The organism is Solimonas sp. K1W22B-7, assembly GCF_003428335.1.
Lineage (GTDB): Bacteria > Pseudomonadota > Gammaproteobacteria > Nevskiales > Nevskiaceae > Solimonas_A.
The window spans coordinates 3311602-3328645 of sequence record NZ_CP031704.1; the positions used below are offsets into that span (position 1 = coordinate 3311602).

17 protein-coding genes are annotated in these 17044 nt (G+C 67.6%); 4 read left to right on the forward strand and 13 right to left on the reverse strand.

Features of this window, described 5'->3' with window-relative positions; genetic code table 11:
* Nucleotides 1-10 precede the first annotated feature (10 nt).
* The 4 genes from aroQ (at nt 11) to D0B54_RS14860 (ending at nt 3575) form a co-directional block, all read left to right on the forward strand.
* A complete protein-coding gene (gene aroQ, locus D0B54_RS14845; protein WP_117292071.1) occupies nt 11-454 on the forward strand; it encodes a type II 3-dehydroquinate dehydratase in 444 nt (147 codons plus the stop codon).
* A gap of 38 nt (nt 455-492) precedes the next feature.
* Nucleotides 493-954 (forward strand): acetyl-CoA carboxylase biotin carboxyl carrier protein, encoded by a 462-nt coding sequence (accB, locus tag D0B54_RS14850; protein WP_117292072.1) that lies wholly within the window; start codon nt 493-495, stop codon nt 952-954.
* Nucleotides 955-1007: 53 nt separating this feature from the next.
* Nucleotides 1008-2366: an acetyl-CoA carboxylase biotin carboxylase subunit gene (gene accC / locus D0B54_RS14855; RefSeq protein ID WP_117292073.1), complete on the forward strand. Its 1359-nt coding sequence runs from the start codon at nt 1008-1010 to the stop codon at nt 2364-2366.
* A 132-nt stretch (nt 2367-2498) separates the two neighbouring features.
* Nucleotides 2499-3575: a DUF4034 domain-containing protein gene (locus tag D0B54_RS14860; RefSeq protein ID WP_117292074.1), complete on the forward strand. Its 1077-nt coding sequence runs from the start codon at nt 2499-2501 to the stop codon at nt 3573-3575.
* 54 nt (nt 3576-3629) lie between these two features.
* Here the strand turns inward: D0B54_RS14860 and D0B54_RS14865 are convergent, their stop codons facing one another.
* From D0B54_RS14865 to D0B54_RS14925, 13 genes are all read right to left on the reverse strand, one after another.
* On the reverse strand, nt 3630-4634 hold the full coding sequence (locus D0B54_RS14865; RefSeq protein ID WP_117292075.1) for an IS30 family transposase: 1005 nt from the start codon (nt 4632-4634) through the stop codon (nt 3630-3632).
* A gap of 141 nt (nt 4635-4775) precedes the next feature.
* Entirely contained in the window at nt 4776-6167 is a 1392-nt protein-coding gene (gene der / locus D0B54_RS14870; RefSeq protein WP_162932443.1) for a ribosome biogenesis GTPase Der, read from the reverse strand.
* Between the two features lie 234 nt (nt 6168-6401).
* Nucleotides 6402-7538 (reverse strand): outer membrane protein assembly factor BamB, encoded by a 1137-nt coding sequence (gene bamB, locus D0B54_RS14875; protein ID WP_117292076.1) that lies wholly within the window; start codon nt 7536-7538, stop codon nt 6402-6404.
* Entirely contained in the window at nt 7535-8173 is a 639-nt protein-coding gene (locus D0B54_RS14880; protein WP_117292077.1) for a YfgM family protein, read from the reverse strand. Before D0B54_RS14880 ends, bamB begins: the two co-directional genes overlap by 4 nt.
* Complete coding sequence (hisS, locus tag D0B54_RS14885; RefSeq protein ID WP_117292078.1) at nt 8170-9462, reverse strand: histidine--tRNA ligase; 1293 nt, start codon at nt 9460-9462, stop codon at nt 8170-8172. The genes D0B54_RS14880 and hisS overlap by 4 nt, the downstream gene beginning before the upstream one ends.
* Nucleotides 9463-9521: 59 nt before the next feature.
* Entirely contained in the window at nt 9522-10640 is a 1119-nt protein-coding gene (ispG, locus tag D0B54_RS14890) for a flavodoxin-dependent (E)-4-hydroxy-3-methylbut-2-enyl-diphosphate synthase (RefSeq protein ID WP_117295268.1), read from the reverse strand.
* 25 nt (nt 10641-10665) lie between these two features.
* Nucleotides 10666-11607: a RodZ domain-containing protein gene (locus tag D0B54_RS14895; RefSeq protein ID WP_117292079.1), complete on the reverse strand. Its 942-nt coding sequence runs from the start codon at nt 11605-11607 to the stop codon at nt 10666-10668.
* A 1-nt stretch (nt 11608) separates the two neighbouring features.
* A complete protein-coding gene (pilW, locus tag D0B54_RS14900; RefSeq protein ID WP_117292080.1) occupies nt 11609-12343 on the reverse strand; it encodes a type IV pilus biogenesis/stability protein PilW in 735 nt (244 codons plus the stop codon).
* The gene (gene rlmN / locus D0B54_RS14905) at nt 12343-13458 is read right to left on the reverse strand and encodes a 23S rRNA (adenine(2503)-C(2))-methyltransferase RlmN (RefSeq protein ID WP_117292081.1); all 1116 of its coding nucleotides are present in this window, start codon (nt 13456-13458) and stop codon (nt 12343-12345) included. The genes pilW and rlmN overlap by 1 nt, the downstream gene beginning before the upstream one ends.
* A 4-nt stretch (nt 13459-13462) precedes the next feature.
* On the reverse strand, nt 13463-13894 hold the full coding sequence (gene ndk / locus D0B54_RS14910) for a nucleoside-diphosphate kinase (RefSeq protein WP_117292082.1): 432 nt from the start codon (nt 13892-13894) through the stop codon (nt 13463-13465).
* A gap of 161 nt (nt 13895-14055) precedes the next feature.
* The gene (locus D0B54_RS14915) at nt 14056-14379 is read right to left on the reverse strand and encodes a HesB/IscA family protein (RefSeq protein ID WP_117292083.1); all 324 of its coding nucleotides are present in this window, start codon (nt 14377-14379) and stop codon (nt 14056-14058) included.
* A complete protein-coding gene (locus D0B54_RS14920) occupies nt 14376-15911 on the reverse strand; it encodes an aminotransferase class V-fold PLP-dependent enzyme (protein WP_117292084.1) in 1536 nt (511 codons plus the stop codon). The genes D0B54_RS14915 and D0B54_RS14920 overlap by 4 nt, the downstream gene beginning before the upstream one ends.
* Entirely contained in the window at nt 15908-17029 is a 1122-nt protein-coding gene (locus tag D0B54_RS14925) for a cysteine desulfurase family protein (RefSeq protein ID WP_117292085.1), read from the reverse strand. Before D0B54_RS14925 ends, D0B54_RS14920 begins: the two co-directional genes overlap by 4 nt.
* Between the last annotated feature and the right edge of the window lie 15 nt (nt 17030-17044).

Sequence of the window (17044 nt, forward strand, 5' to 3'; positions counted from 1 at the left end):
AAAACGCTGCTTGAGCAACCTGCTCCTCATCAACGGCCCCAACCTGAACCTGCTCGGCACCCGCGAGCCCGGCATCTACGGCTCGGCGACGCTCGCCGAGATCGAGCGGGGACTGGTGGCGGAAGCGCAGCGCCTGGGCCATGGCCTGGCAACCTTCCAGAGCAACCAGGAAGGCCTGATCGTCGAGCGCGTGCAGCAGGCGCGCTCCGAGAACGTCGAGTTCATCCTGATCAACCCCGCCGCCTTCACCCACACCAGCGTCGCCATCCGCGATGCGCTGCTGGCGGTGGCGATCCCCTTCATCGAAGTGCACCTGTCCAATGTGCACGCCCGTGAACAGTTCCGGCATCACTCCTATTTTTCCGACGTCGCCGTCGGCCAGATCGTCGGCCTGGGTCCGCTTGGATACCGGCTGGCGCTGCAGGCCGCTCACGAACGTCTCGCCCAACGCTGACCGCACAACAACGAAAGCTCCCCGGAGGGAACATTCAAATGGATTTGCGCAAGATCAAGACGCTGATCGACCTCGTCGAGCAGTCCGGCATCTCGGAACTCGAGGTCAAGGAAGGCGAAGAGTCGGTTCGTATCAGCCGCAACACCGGCCCGGTGACGCAGTACCTCACCGCCCCCCACATGATGGCCCCGCCCGCCGCCCTGGCCGCCCCGGCACCGGCTGCCCCGGCCGCCGCTGCGCCCGCAGCACGCCCGGTCTCGGACAACCGCCATATCGTCAAGGCGCCGATGGTCGGCACCTTCTACCGCTCGCCTTCGCCGGGGGCCAAGTCCTTCGTCGAGGTCGGCCAGACGGTCAAGGCCGGCCAGGTGCTGTGCATCATCGAAGCGATGAAGATGCTCAACCAGATCGAGTCCGACAAGGCCGGCGTGGTGGTCGAGATCCTCGCCGACAACGAGAAGCCGGTGGAATTCGACCAGCCCCTGTTCGCCATCGAGTGAAACGACAATGGCGAACACAATGATGACGCTTGCGATCGAGTGAGCTGGCGGCCATGAAAGAAATCAAGAAAATCCTCATCGCCAACCGCGGTGAGATCGCGCTGCGCATCCTGCGCTGCTGCCGCGAGATGGGCATCAAGACGGTGGCGGTGTATTCCACCGCCGACCGCGAGCTCAAGCACGTGGCGCTGGCCGACGAGGCGGTCTGCATCGGCCCCGCCCCCGCCACCAAGTCCTACCTCAACATGCCGGCGCTGATCGCCGCGGCCGAGATCACCCAGGCCGACGCGATCCACCCGGGCTACGGCTTCCTGTCGGAGAACGCCGACTTCGCGGAGTCGGTGGAGAAGTCGGGCTTCATCTTCATCGGCCCGCGCCCGGAGACCATCCGCATGATGGGTTCCAAGACCAACGCCAAGGCCGAGATGATCGCTGCCGGCGTGCCCTGCGTGCCCGGCTCCGACGGCATCCTTCCCGAAGATGAGGCCGAGTGCCATGCGATCGCCGAGAAGGTGGGCTACCCGGTACTGATCAAGGCGGTCTCCGGCGGCGGCGGCCGCGGCATGCACGTGGTACGCAAGGCCGAAGACCTGATCGTGAAGATCCAGATGGCGCGCACCGAAGCGCTCAACGCCTTCAAGGACGCCTCGGTGTTCATGGAGAAGTACCTGGAGGCACCGCGCCACGTCGAGTTCCAGGTGCTGTCCGACGGCCAGGGCAACGCCATCCATCTCGGCGAGCGCGACTGCTCCATGCAGCGCCGCAACCAGAAGGTGGTCGAGGAGTCCCCCGCTCCCGGCATCACGCAGAAGCAGCGCGACGAAATCGGCCAGCTCTGCGCCGAGGCCTGCGTGCGCATCGGCTATCGTGGCGCCGGCACCTTCGAGTTCCTCTACGAGAACGGCCAGTTCTACTTCATCGAGATGAACACGCGCATCCAGGTGGAACACCCGGTGACCGAGCTGGTCAGCGGCGTCGACCTGATCCGCGAGATGATCAAGATCGCCGCCGGCCGGCCGCTGAAGAAGCAGCAGAAGCACGTGCGCCTGCGCGGCCACGCGATCGAATGCCGCATCAACGCCGAGAACCCGCGCACCTTCATCCCCTCGCCCGGCGAGATCAAGAAGTACCACGCGCCCGGCGGTCCCGGCGTGCGCCTGGACTCGCACATCTATGCCGGCTACAAGGTGCCGCCCAACTACGACTCGATGATCGGCAAGCTGATCACCTGGGGTCCGGACCGCAAGTCCGCCATCGCGCGCATGCGCCAGGCGCTGGCGGAAATGATCATCGAGGGCATCCAGACCAACATCCCGCTGCAGAGCCGCATCATGCGCGACGGTGTGTTCCGCGAGGGTGAGCACAACATCCACTACCTCGAAGACATGCTGGCGCAGTGGCAGACCGAGTGAGCGGTATTGCGAAATGAAAGAAGCCCGCCGCCCGGCGGGCTTTTTCGTACCGCAGGTTCCCGCGGCCGCTCCGGACGGCGGCGAGCGGTCTACCATCGCAGCGAATCAGCTCCACCTGCCCCTGCGGACGCCATGCCTTCAAGACTGCTCGCCACCCTGCTGCTCCTGCTGGCCACCCCCATGGCCTGGGCCCTGCCCGAACTCGAGGAGCGCGAAACGATCCGCGAGGAGGTGGGCGCGCACTACTTCGGCCGCGACTTCGCAGCGCTGTCCGGACTCGCCGCCCGCTACCGCAAAGGCGAGAGGACCGAGAGCGGGCTGTGGAAGCTGTCGCTGTTCTACGTGGGGATCGAGCAGGTCGCGCAGGACACGCGCGGCAAGGAAATCCCCTGGCGCGCCACGCTGAAGACGGCGGCCGACTGGGCCACCGCCCGGCCGGATGACCCCACGCCCCGGGTCGTGCAGGCCAAGCTGATGATCGCCAGGGCCTGGCAGTTTCGCGGCGGTGACTGGGCCTCCCGGGTGCCGCAGCAGAACATGGACGCCTTCCACGCCGAACTGCGCCGCGCCGAAGCCCATCTGCTGCAGTACAAGGCCATGGCCTCGCAGGATCCGGAGTGGTATCGCTGCATGCTCGGAGTGGCGAACGGCCTGAGCTGGGATCGCGAACGCTTCGCCGGCCTGGTGGACGAGGCCACGCAGAAGCATCCCTACTACTACGAGATCTACTTCGCCGCACTGGAATACCTGACGCCGCGCTGGCATGGCAGCGACAGGCAGATCGACGACTTCGTCGCTTTCGCGGTCTCCCGCACGCAGCCCGTGGAGGGCGGCGGGCTGTATGCCCGCATCTACTGGTTCGCCTCGCAGATCGAGTACGGCGACCGGCTGGCGAAGGACTCGCTGCTGGACTGGCGCCGCATGAAAGGCGGCATCGCCGACGTGCTGAAGCGCTACCCCGACCAGTGGAACATCAACAATTTCGGCCGCTTCGCCTGCCTGGCGGGCGACCGTGCGACGACCCGCGAACTGCTGATGAAGATGGAGGCGCCGGTATTGCTGGAGGGCTGGGGCGACATCGGCATGAGCGGCTACGCCGACTGCCTGCGCTGGTCCATAGGCAAGGCCGAATACCCGGACTACCTGAAGCCGCCGGCCGCGAAACCGCCGCCGAAGCGCAAGCCTTCCAGCAGCCGCAATGCTGCCTAGGGGCCCAGCACTTTTGATCTTGATGCCTATATCGCGGTCGCTGCACCGCCATCGTCATACCGGCGGAAGCCGGTAGGTGGATTCACATTTGAAATGCAACACTTTGGCGAAGACCTCGGCTGGGGTTTTGAAGCCGAGGCACTTGCGTGGCGTGTGATTGTAGATCTGAGCGATCTGCAAGAGTTGGTCTGGTGAGAGGTCTTCGACGTTGGTTCCCCGGGGTAGCCAGCGGCGCAAACGCCCGTTGGCATTCTCGACGCCACCCTTCTGCCAGGGGGAATGCGGATCGCAGAAATAGGTCTGCAAGCCCAGGGGCTGATGCAGGGTGTAGTGCAAGGCGAATTCGGTGCCGTTGTCGAAGGTGATGCTGCGGCGCAGGGCTGGGGGCAGTGGGGCCAGCAAGGCCTGGAGGGTTTGCGCCACCGGCGCAGCGGCCTTGCTGGGCTGGCGGACGATGGCGGTCAGCCGGGACGTTCGCTCATGCAGGGTCAGGATGGCTTGGCCATAGCGCGCAAAGAGCATCAGGTCGGCTTCCCAGTGTCCCGCCTGGCGCCGGTCAGCCGCAGCCTTGGGGCGCTTTTCGATCGAAACCCGCTGCTGGATGTGCTCTGCCGGGCTGCCGCCCTTGCGGCCACGGAAGCCGCGCTTGCTCTTGGCACGGGGCAGATAGAGACGCCAGGAAAAGTCGTTGGTCCGGGCGATCTGGGCGGCAATGAAGCGATAGATGCTCTCGTAGCTGATCTGCAGATCCTGCTGAGCCAGCCGCCGCGATACCTGCTCGGGAGACCAGCCTCGGCGCAATCCCTCCAGAACCCTGGCTTGCAGCTCGGCATCACGCAGAAGCCGGCTACCTTGCCAGCGGCGCGCCCGAGCTTGCTCGCCGGCATAGACGCTCTGGTAGCCCGTCGCGCCAGTGTTGCGCTTCAGTTCCCGAGAAATGCTCGATGGCGCGCGATCCAGAGCTGCCGCAATTTGCCGGATCGACTCCCCGGCTTGGCGCCGACGGGAAATCTCACACCGTTCCTCGATTCCAAACTGCTCAAAGCTCTTGCGTCCCATTGCAGCACCCTCGTAATAGGGTGTTGCATTTGGTTTGTGAACTCACGGCATCCAGTCGTGAAGCGTCGGCCATTGCCCAGGGACTGGATGCCGGCTTCCGCCGGCATGACGGGTCGAAGTTCTTGATTAAATCGAAACCGCTCAGCGCTTCTTGACCCGCTCCATCAGGCGCTTCTTCTTCTTGATCTGGCGCCCGGTCAACTGGTTCTTGCGGCCCTTGAACGGGTTCTCGCTGGTCTTGAAGGCCAGCACCAGGGGCACGCCGACCAGCTTGAAGGCCTCGCGGAAGCGGTTGGTGAGATAGCGCTTGTAGACGTCGGGCAGCTTGTCGGTCTGGTTGCCGTGCACGATGATCTTGGGCGGGTTCTGGCCGCCCTGGTGGGCGTAGCGCAGCTTGATGCGGCGACCCAGCACGGCCGGCGGCTGGTGCTGCTCGACCGCCTTCTCCAGCACCTTGTTCAGCTCCGGCGTCGGCATCTCGCGCATGGTCGCGTCGAAGGCGTCCTGCACGAAGCCCATCAGCTCGCCGACACCGGTGCCGTGGCGTGCCGAGATGTAGCGCACCGGGGCGTAGTCGAGGAACGGCATCTTCAGCGTGACCTGGTAGCGCACCTGCTCGCGCTCGTCGGGCTGCAGGCCATCCCATTTGTTGATCGCGATGATCATGGCGCGGCCGCGCTGCGCCACCAGGCCCAGCAGGCGCGCGTCCTGCTCGCTGATGTCGTTGTGGGCGTCGAGCACGGCGATCACGACGTGGGCACGCTCGATCGCGTCCAGCGTCTTGACGATGGAGAACTTCTCCACCGCTTCCCAGACACGGGCACGGCGGCGGATGCCGGCGGTGTCGATCAGGGTGAACTGGCGGCCGTCGTATTCGAAGGGAATGGCGATGGCATCGCGCGTGGTGCCGGGCAGGTCGGCCGCGACCACGCGCTCCTCGCCCAGCAGGCGGTTGACCAGGGTCGACTTGCCGACGTTGGGGCGGCCGACGATGGCGACGCAGATGCCGTCCTGCGGCTGCGGCACCTGGGTTTCCGGCACGTCCTTGAGCAGCTCGCGCAGCAGCGCCGAAACGCCGTCGCCGTGCGCCGAGGAGATCGGCACCGGCTCGCCCAGGCCCAGGGAGTAGAAGTCGCCGGCGACGGTGGTCTTGGGCAGACCCTCGGCCTTGTTCACCAGCAGGGTCAGCGGCTTGCCGAGCTTGCGCAGCTGCTTGGCGATGGCCTCGTCCGGCCCCAGGCGGCCCTGCAGGCCATCGACCAGGAACAGCACCTGGTCGGCCTCCGACAGCGCGATCTGCGCCTGCTCTTCGGCCAGCACCGCCAGCGGGTCCGAGGACTCCGGCATCAAACCGCCGGTGTCCACGACGATGAAGGTCTTGTTCTCGAAGGTGCCGGTGCCGTACTGGCGATCGCGGGTCAGGCCCGGCAGGTCGGCCACCAGTGCGTCGCGCGTCCCCGTCAGCCGGTTGAACAGGGTCGATTTGCCGACGTTGGGGCGGCCGACCAGGACGATCGTGGGAAGCGTATTCATGACAGTCATCATACCGGCGGAAACGACAAGGCGGGGTGAGGCGGAAAGAGGTGGATGTCCAGTGGACATCCGCCCCGCCGAACGCCCGGCCATGGATGGCCGGGCTGGGGGTAATTCAGGTAGCTGCTGTCCCGCCATGGACGGCCAGCGCGGTGAAACGCAGACCGGATGCCGGCTTTCGCGGGCACCCGGTCTGGATGTTCGAGCTTGAGTCGAACCGCCCTTGCGGCAGTCCTACTTGAGGTGGACCGCGGCGATGCGCCCGGTGTTGTTCATGACGTAAAGCAGGTCGTCACCGGTCACCAGGGCGGCCCGGATCGGGTCGCTGCCCTCGCGCGAGCGGGCCACGATCTTGCCGTCCTTGGGGTCCAGCCAGTGCAGGTAGCCCTCGAAGTCGCCGATCACGATCCAGCCCTTGTACTGGGCGGGGGGTGACAGGCGGCGGTTGAGCAGGGTTTCCTGCTTCCAGGTGGCGGCACCGGTGCGGGCATCCAGGCCCCAGATCACGCCGGACTCGTCGGTCACGACGATGTTCTCGCCGGCCTCGGCAAAGCCGGTGTAGCTCTTGATCGAACGGCGCCACAGCACCTGGCCGGTATCGCCGTCGAGGCAGGCCACTTCGCCGCCGAAGCTGGCGGCGAAGACTTCCTTGCCGTTGTCCAGCAGGCTGGCGTCGACGTCGGTCAGGCGCTCCAGCTCGGTACGGCCGCTGGGCACGGCCACGACCTGCTCCCACTCGGGGATGCCGTCGGACAGCTTCAGCGCGGCCAGGCGGCCGTTGTCGAAGCCGATGTAGACGCGGTTGCCGACGACCAGCGGCGTCGACATGCCGCGCAGCGTCAGGTTGGGCACGCTGCGGTCCTGCAGCCAGAGGCGGTCGCCCTTGGTCGCGGACAGGCCGTAGACGCGGCCGTCGCCGCTGCGGGCGACGATGACATTGCCGTTGCCCACCGGTGAGGACATGACCTCGCTGGAGACGCTGCGGCGCCACTTTTCCTTGCCGTCGGCACGGCTCAGGGCGATGACCTCGGCGTCCAGCGTACCGACCAGCACCAGGTCGCCGGACACGCCGGGGCCGGAGATGACGCGGCTGTTGGTGCTGGCCTGCCACAGGCGGGCACCGGTCTTGGGATTGAAGGCATAGACGCGGCCGGCGGTGTCGGCGGCAAACAGCGCATCAGCCTCCAGCGCCAGGCGCAGGCCACCGAACTCGCCATTGCTGCCCTTGCCGGCGCCGTGGCTCCAGGCCGTCTGCGGCTTGATCGCCGGGGCCTCGATGGTGGCCAGCTTGGCCGGCTCGCGGACCTTGCCCTTGCTGGAGCAGGCGGCGGCGCCCAGCGCCAGCATCAGGACCAGCAGGATGCGCGTCACGACTGCACCGCGACGGCGAGGTCGTCGAGCTTGCGCTGCAGCAATTCGTTGGCGCCGGCCTTCTCGGGCTGCACCTTCAGGGCCTTTTCATAGGCCTGGCGGGCGGCGGCGCGGTCGCCCTGCGCCAGCTTGATGTCGCCGCGCAGTTCCTCGTAGAGGTTCTCGTACTCGCCGGCGGCGCCGTCGAGCTGCTTGAGCGCATCGTCGGGCTTGTTCTGGGCCCAGAGCACGCGGGCCTGGCGCAGGCGGGCGAGGCGCTGCAGGCCCTCGTCCTTGCTGTTGGCGGCGACCCACTGCAGCTGCTTGAGGGCGTCGTCCAGCTTGCCGTCCTCGACCGCCTTGCCGGCCAGCAGCAGCGCGGCGTCGGTGGCATAGGGCGACATGGCGAAGTCCTTCGCCAGCTTGTCGCCGGAGGCCTTGGCGTCTTCGGACTTGCCGGCGACCACGGCCTTCTTCATGTCCTCGTAGATCTGCGAAGCCTGCTCGGACTTGCCGATCTTGTACTGCTTCCACTGTTCCCAGCCGAGGATGCCGGCCAGGCCGATGCCCAGGCCGACCGCCAGGGCCGCCCAGTTCTCCTTCCACCAGCGCTTGAGGTTCTCGACTTGTTCTTCGTCGTCGTAATGGGTCGTCACGTGGGTTTCTCGCTGAGTTCCAGCAGACCAGCGAGATGGGCCGGGAGTTCCGGCCAGCCCACGGTCTGCTGCTGGGAATCGTTGTTGCGCAGGGATTTTACTAGAACGCGGTTTTCCGCTGCTTCCTGGTCGCCCAGGATCAGGGCCATGCGGGCCCCGCTCTTGTCGGCGCGCTTGAGCTGGGCCTGCAGCTTGCCGCCGCCGGCGTTGAGCACCATGCGCAGGCCCGGCAGGCGGTCGCGCAGGGTCTCGGCCAGCTTGCGGGCCTCGCGCTGGGCGGTGTCGCCGAGCCAGCAGAAGTAGACCTGGGGGGCGCCGTCCGGCAGGGCCGCCTGTTGTGCGTTGAGCAGCAGGATCAGGCGCTCGACGCCGCTGGCCCAGCCCACGGCCGGGGTCGGCGTGCCGCCGAGCTGCGCCACCAGGCCGTCGTAGCGGCCGCCGGCGCAGACCGTGCCCTGGGCACCGAGCTGGGTGGTGGTCCACTCGAACACGCCGCGGCTGTAGTAGTCCAGGCCGCGCACCAGGCGCGGGTTGACGGTATAGGGGATGCCGAGGTCGCCGAGGCCCTGCTGCAGGCCGTCGAAGTGCGCGCGCGACTCGTCGTCCAGGTGGTCCAGGATGCTCGGCGCCCCGGCCAGCAGGGCCTGGGTCTGCGGCGACTTGGAGTCGAGCACGCGCAGCGGGTTGCTGTGCAGGCGGCGCTGCGAGTCGGCGTCCAGCGCGGACAGGTGCTGCTCGAGGTAGGCCACCAGGGCGGCGCGGTAGTTCTGGCGCGTGTCGCCGCTGCCCAGCGAGTTCAGCTCCAGCGTCAGGCCGGTGAGGCCCAGGCGGCGGAACAGCCGCGCCGACAGCGCGATCAGCTCGACGTCGATGTCGGGCCCGGCCATGCCGTAGGCCTCGACACCGAGCTGGTGGAACTGGCGGTAGCGCCCGGCCTGCGGCCGCTCGTGGCGGAACATGGGGCCGGCGTACCACAGGCGCTGCTGCTGGTTGTGCAGCAGGCCGTGCTCGAGGCCGGCGCGCACGCAGGCGGCGGTGCCCTCGGGGCGCAGCGCCAGGCTGTCGCCCTCGCGGTCGGTGAAGGAGAACATCTCCTTCTCGACGATGTCGGTAACCTCGCCGATGGAGCGCTTGAACAGCGCGGTCTGCTCGATGATCGGCAGGCGGATCTCGCCGTAGCCGTAGCCATTGAGGATGTCGGCGGCCACGGCATGGAAGTGCTGCCACTGCGCGGTGGCAGGGGGCAGCACATCATTGAATCCTTTTACGGACTGGAACAGGTTGGCCATAAAGCAATCAGTCCGCGAATGAACGCAAATGAACGCAAATGCGAAGGCCGTATTGGCGTTTATTTGCGTTCATTTGCGGACTCAATTTTTTTCTGTGCTTTTCTTTCCGCGAGCTTCTCGCGCACCAGTTTCTCGAGCACGTCGACCAGCTCTTCGTTGTGCGCCTTGTACTGGATCTTGCCGTCGACGTAGATCGAGTTGGGGCGGCCGCCGGCGACGCCGATGGCGGCCTCGCGGGCTTCGCCCGGGCCGTTGACCACGCAGCCGATCACGGCCAGGTCCAGCGGCTCGTCGATTTCGTCGAAGCGGCGCTCCAGCTCGGCCACGGCCTTGATCACGTCGAAGTTCTGGCGCGAGCAGGACGGACAGGCGACGAGGTTGATGCCGCGGTTGCGCAGGTGCAGCGACTTGAGGATGTCCCAGCCGACCTTCACTTCCTCGATCGGATCGGCGGCCAGCGACACGCGGATGGTGTCGCCGATGCCGTCGGCCAGCAGCATGCCCAGGCCGATCGCGGACTTGACCGAACCGGCACGCAGGCCGCCGGCCTCGGTGATGCCCAGGTGCAGCGGCTGGTCGATCAGCTTGGCCAGCTTGCGGTAGGCCTCCACCGTCATGAAGACCTCGGAGGCCTTCAGCGATACCTTGAAGTCCTCGAAGCTGTGCTTGCGCAGGATCTCGATGTGGCGCAGCGCCGACTCGACCAGGGCATCGGAGTTGGGCTCGCCGTACTTTTCCTGCAGGTCGCCTTCCAGCGAGCCGGCGTTGACGCCGATGCGGATCGGCACGCCGTGGTGCTTGGCGCAGGCGATCACTTCGGCCACCTTGCGGTCGCCGCCGATGTTGCCGGGATTGATGCGCAGGCAGTCCGCGCCGGCTTCGGCCGCGGCGATGCCGCACTTGTAGTTGAAGTGGATGTCGGCCACCAGGGGCACGTAGCCGACCTGCTTCTTGATCTGGCGGAAGGCCTCGGCGGCTTTGATCGTCGGCACCGACACGCGCACGATGTCGGCGCCCGCCTTCATCGCCGCCTGGATCTGCGCCACGGTGGCGGCGACGTCCTCGGTGTCGGTGTTGGTCATGGTCTGGATCGCCACCGGCGCATCGCCGCCCACGGTGACGCGGCCGACGCGGATCGGCCGCGACTTGCGTCGCAGGATCTGGTGGTGGCTCTTCATCGCCATGCGTGGGCTCCGGGGTGGCCTAACGTGCCGGCAGCGTGAAGCGCGCGGTCTTGTTGTCGCGCGTGAAGGCCTGCGTGTCGAAGGGCTTGCCGGCAAAGTCGAGCTTCACCGCCGGCGCGTTGCCGAGGAACACGTTCAGCGGCAGGGCACCGCTGAGCGAATGCGATTCGCCGGGCTGCGCCAGGCCGTTGAACAGGGTCTTGCCCGAGGCATCGTCCACGCGCACCCAGGAGGTGGCGGTGAAGCTCAGTACCGCGGTGCTGGCAGCCGGCGTCGGCGCTGCGGCGGGTGCCGCCGGGGCAGCCGGCGTCACCGAAGCCGGGACCGGGGCGGTGGCCGGGGCGGCGGGCAGCGGCGGCACGACAGCGGCGGCATCCGCCGGGGAACCCGCGGCGGGCGCCGGAACCACCGGAGCGGTATCGACGCCGGGCGCAGCGATCGCAGGGACGGCCTCGTCGGCCGGGACCACGGCCGCGGGAACCGTGTTGATGGCTGCGCCCGTCTCCACGGTCTGCGGCACGGACCCGCTCTTGCCGCGAGCCATCCAGACCAGGGTGCAGATCACCACCGCCACGATCGCCAGGGTGATCGTCAGCATGACCGGCAGGCGGCTGGCGGAGCCGAGGTCGGCACCCGAGGCCAGGCGCAGCTTGGCCGGCGGCAAGGGCTGCTTCGGCGCAACGCGGGCCTGGTAGGCATCCAGCAGGGCCTTCTCGGAGATATCCAGCACCTTGGCGCACTTGCGGTAGTAACCGCGCACGTAGACCGCCTCGAGCATCGCGCTGTAGTCGTCGCGCTCCAGCCCCTCGATGGTGTGGTACGACAGCTTGGTGACGCCGGCCAGTTCGTCGAGCGACAGGTTCAGGCGCTCGCGCCCCTGGCGGATCATGGCGCCGGGGCTGGTCACGTTGGCGGACGCGGGCGTCTCGCCGCTCGTCGGATGTTCGTTTTCAGCGCTCATTTTATTGGTAGGTCTTCAGCATCATGGCGGCTTCCTCGGAGTCGGGAAACTCGCGCTTCAATCGGATCTGGTACTTGCGGGAGGTCTCGCGGTCGCCCAGACCTGCCTCGGCCTGGGCTGCCAGCCACAGCATCTTCGGCGTCATCTGCCCGGCCTGCTCGAATCGCTGCACGAAGGCCCGCGCGCAGATGTAGTCCTGCCGCTGCACGCACAGGGCGGTCATCTCGCTCAGGGCGTCGGGGAACGCGGGATTCGCACGCAGGGCTTCGCGGAAGTAGCCCTCGGCCTTGTCGGCCTCCTTGCCCCTGTAGCAGACGCCGGCATTGGTCAGGGCAACCTCCGGCGTGGCGTAGCGCTTGTCGCGGGAGGCCTGCAGCAGGTAAGTCTCGCCCTCTTCCCGCTTGCCGCGACCGCAGAGGAAGACACCGAAATTGTTGCGTACCTGAGAATCCCCCGGATTCAGCGACAGCGCCCGGCGATAGTGACGCTCGGCGGCCGTGGAATCGGCGAGCTGCTGGTAGACGAAGGCCAGCGCCGCGTGGGCCAGAGCGTTGTTCGAATCCTGCTCCAGCGCCTTGAGCAGCTTTTCCTGCGCCAGCGCCAACTGGCCGTTGCGGGCATAGTCGATGCCCAGCTGGGTGTTGATGCGCGAGGCTTCCTGGATGTTCTTCTGGTCGCCCGAGGAGACACAGCCGGCGAGCGCCAGCACCAGCAGGATCGGCCACAGGAAGCGCATCAGCCGCTCACCGTCTTGATCGGCACGTCGCGCAGGCGCTGCTTCTGGCGCGACTGCACGCGGCCGACCAGCTGGCCGCAGGCGGCGTCGATGTCGTCGCCACGGGTCTTGCGGGTGGTGGTGATGATGCGCTTGGCGCGCAGCACGTCACCGAAGGCGCGGATCGCTTCCGGCTTCGAGCGCTTGTAGTCCGAACCCGGGAAGGGGTTGAAGGGAATCAGGTTGACCTTGGCCGGCATGTTGCCGAGCAGCCTGGCCAGGTCGCGCGCCAGGGCCGGCGAGTCGTTGACGCCGTCGAGCATGACGTACTCGTAGACGATGTGCGTCTTGCGGTCCTTGCCCTCGACGTAGCGGTGGCAGGCGGCCATCAGTTCTTCGATGGGATACTTGCGGTTGATCGGCACCAGCTGGTTGCGCAGCGCGTCGTTGGGCGCATGCAGCGATACCGCCAGCGCCGTATCCACGTCGCCGCGCAGGCGATCCATGAACGGCACCAGGCCGGAGGTGGAAACCGTGACCTTGCGCTTGGACATGCCGAAGCCGAAGTCGTCCAGCAGGATCCGGATGGCCGGCAGTACCGCGCCGTAGTTGGCCAGCGGCTCGCCCATGCCCATGAAGACGATGTTGGAGATCACGCGGTCGTTCTGGAAATCTCCGCCCAGCGTGCGGGCCGCGAACCAGACCTGGGCGATGATCTCGGCCGTGGTCATGTTGCGGTTGAGGCCCTGCTGCGCGGTGGAACAGAACGAACAGTCCATGGCGCAGCCGACCTGCGAGCTGATGCACAGCGTCGCACGGCCTTCCTCGGGAATATAAACCGTCTCGATGGCGTTGCCGCCGTCGAGGCGCAGCACCCACTTGCGGGTGCCGTCCTGCGAAACCTGCTCGGCGAGCAGTTCCGGGGTACGGATCTCGAAGCGCTCCGCCAGCTTGCCGCGCATCTCCTTGGAGACGTTGGTCATGCCGTCGAAGTCGCCCTGCCCGCGCCGGTAGATCCAGTGCATGATCTGGTCGGCGCGGAAGGGCTTCTCGCCCGCCTCCGCGAAGCGCGCGCGCAACTCCGTGCGGTCGAGACCGAACAGGTTGACGGGTGCGCTGGCGGAGGGAGCGGTCATCGGCTTAGCGGGTGCGCGGGCAGAGTTCGGTCACGCGGAAGAAGTAGCTGATCTCGCGCTTGGCGCTGTCGACGCTGTCCGAACCGTGAACGGCGTTCTCGTCGATCGACGAGGCGAAGTCGGCGCGGATGGTGCCGGGAGCGGCCTTCTTCGGGTCGGTGGCACCCATGATGTCGCGGTGAGCGAGGACGGCGTTCTCGCCTTCCAGCACGGACACCACGATCGGGCCGCTGGTCATGAAGCCGACGAGGTCCTTGAAGAAGCCGCGCGCGCTGTGCTCGGCGTAGAAGCCTTCGGCCTCACCCTGGGTCAGGTGCTTCATGCGCGAAGCAACGATCTTCAGGCCGGCCTTCTCGAAGCGGTTGTAGATATCGCCGATGTGGTTCTTGCCGACAGCGTCAGGCTTGATGATGGAAAGGGTGCGTTCGACAGCCACGGGTGAAACTCCTTGAAAAGGCGGGAGGAAGCGGGCACATCCCGGCCGATTACGGTCTGGCCGGGGCATAAGCCCTCATAAAACAAGGAATTGTAAGCTGAATGCCGCACTGCGGCAATTCATGGGGGCGGATATTTCCGCCTATGGGCTCAGACTACCGCTCAGACGGTGAAGCTTTCGCCGCAGCCGCACTCGCCCTTGACGTTGGGATTGAGGAACCTGAAAGCCTCATTGAGCCCCTGCTTCTGGAAATCCAGGGTCAGGCCGGACAGGATCGGCAGATGCTCCGGGCTGATCACCAGCTTGGCGCCATGCTGCTCGAAGACTTCCTCGCCCGGACGAACATCGTCCGCATAATCAATGACATACGCGTATCCGGAGCAGCCGGACTTGCGCACGCCCAGGCGCAGGCCGAGGCCCTTGCCGCGGTTGGCCAGCTGGGTTTCGATGCGCTTTGCAGCGCTCGGGGTCAGTTGAATCGTCATGCCACACTCATCTGTCGTCTCAGGGCCAGGACGGCGTCCTCGCCCAGCAATCCACAATGGGCCTTGTCATCGCTTATTTCAAGCACGCTACTGAGATCGCCCGCCGACAGGCGGAGTTCCTCGGGCCGGCGGCCCTCGAGCCAGGCGGCCAGCCATTCCCCCACGGCGATCGTCACCGGGCAGCCGTAGGCCTGGAACGCGGCGCGGGCGATGCGCCCCTGCTCCAGATCGGCCTGCAGGCGCAGGCGCAGGGCCCCGGCCGGGCTGCCGGCAGTGCCGGCAAGGGCGCCATCCGGCAGGGTCGCGGCATGGACCGGCGCGGCGAAGGCCGCCCAGACCGGCGCGGAATAGCCATGGGCGTTGTGCGGCGGCGCCACCGGCGCGGCCGGCTCCGTGCCGGCGATGCGGCGCAGGGTCCGCACCGCCTGGGCCACGCGCGCGGCGGCCTGGTCGACCTCCGCCTCGCCGGTGGCGCGACCGAGCGAGAAGCGCAGCGAGGCGCCGGCCAGCTCGTCATCACGGCCCAGTGCGCGCAGGACGTAGGAAGGCTCGCGCGTTGCCGAGGAACAGGCCGAGCCGCTGGAGACCGCCAGGTCCCCGAGGCTGGCGCGCAGGCTCTCGCCTTCCACGCCTGCGAAGGACAGGTTGAGTATTCCGGGCGCACGCTGAAGCGGATCGCCGTTGAGGTGCACCCCCGGCAGCGCCTGCAGCTGCCGTTGCAGCCGGTCGCGCAGGGCCGAAAGCCGCTCGCGGTCGGAGGCCAGGCGCTCGGCCGCGACGCGGCAGGCTTCGCCGAACCCGGCGATCTGGTGCACCGGCAGCGTGCCGGAGCGCATGCCCTGCTCATGGCCGCTGCCGTGCAGCTGCGGACTCAGGCGCGCCCGTGGGCGCTTGCGCACGAACAGCGCACCGATGCCCTGCGGCCCGTAGAGCTTGTGCGCCGACAGCGACAGCAGGTCGATGGGCACATGCGCGAGGTCGACCGGCAGCTTGCCGGCTGCCTGTACGGCGTCCACATGGAACAGGATGCCGCGTTCGCGCAGACGCGGCGCCAGCGCCTCCACCGGGTTGATCACGCCGGTTTCGTTGTTGACCCACATCAGCGACACCAGGGCGGTGTCCGGCGCCAGTGCCGCCAGCACCTGCTCCACGGCGATGCGACCCTGCGCATCCGGCTTGAGCCAGGTCACGCGCAGGCCCTGCGCCTCCAGGTGGCGGACCGGATCGACCACCGACTTGTGCTCGCTGCGGGCGGTGACCAGGTGGGCGCCGCGCAGGCCGCGGAATTCCAGTGCGCCCTTGAGAGCGAGATTGTTCGACTCGGTGGCGCCGGAGGTCCAGACGATCTCGTCGGCTTGCGCGCCGATGAGCGCCGCCACCTGGGCGCGGGCGCGCTCGACGGCGGCACGCGCCGCGTGGCCCCAGGCGTGGTCGGAAGCCGGGTTGCCGAAACCGCCCTCCAGCCAGGGCAGCATGGCCTGCAGCGCAGCCGGGTCCAGCGGCGTGGTGGCGGCGTGGTCGAGGTAGATCATGCCGTGGTGAAACTGCCGAGCGCCTGCAGGAACTGGGCAACCTCGGCTGCGGTGTTGTCCTTGCCGAGGCTGACGCGGATCGCGCCCTTGGCGGTGTCGCGGTCCAGACCCATGCCGATCAGCACGTGGCTGGGCTCGCCCAGGCCGCTGGCGCAGGCCGAGCCGCTGGAAACGGCGAAGCCCTTTCGATCCAGCTGCATCAGCAGGGCCTCGCCGTCGTAGCCGGCGAGCGCGAACTGCACGGTGTTGGGCAACCGCGTGGCAGTCTCGCCGAAGATGCGGATGCCGGGGATCTGCCGCAAGCCCTGCTCCAGCTGCTGGCGCAAGACCTGGGCCTGTCCGGCGCGCGCCTCCAGCTCCTGCAGGGCCAGTTCGGCGGCGACGCCGAAGCCGACGATGCTGGCGACGTTCTCGGTGCCGCCACGCAGGCCGCGCTCCTGGGCGCCGCCGTGGTGCAGCGGCGAGAGTTCGACATGGCTTTTCACCACCAGCGCGCCGATGCCCTTGGGGCCGTAGATCTTGTGGCTGGACAGGCTCATCAGGTCGGCCTGCAGCGCCTCGAAGTCCACCGGGATCTTGCCGGCGGCCTGCACCGCATCGACGTGCAGCCAGGCGCCTGCGGCATGGACCATTGCAGCGGCCCGGCCGACGTCCTGGATCACACCGGTTTCGTTGTTGGCCCGCATCAGCGACACCAGCCGCAGCGGGCCGGCGGCAAGCTGGCGTTCGAAGGCCGGCCAGTCGATCAGTCCGTCGGCGTCCACCGCCACCGGTTCCACCTGCCAGCCGCGCAGCGTCAGCGCCTCGGCGGCCTCCATCACCGCCGGGTGCTCGGTGATGCCGTAGAGCAACCGCGTCGGCACAGCGCGCTCGGTGACGCCCTTCAGTGCCAGGTTGTTCGACTCGGTGCCGCCGGAGGTCCAGAGGATCTCGCCGGGCTGGGCGTTGATCAGCTGCGCCACCTGGGCACGCGCCTGCTCGACCGCGTCGCGCGCGGCGCGGCCGTAGCGGTGCAGCGAGGAGGCGTTGCCGTAGGGGCCCGACAGGTAGGGCAGCATGGCCTCCAGCACACGCGGATCGACGCGGGTGGTGGCGTTGTGGTCGAGGTAGGTGGGCATGCTGCGGTGGCCGCT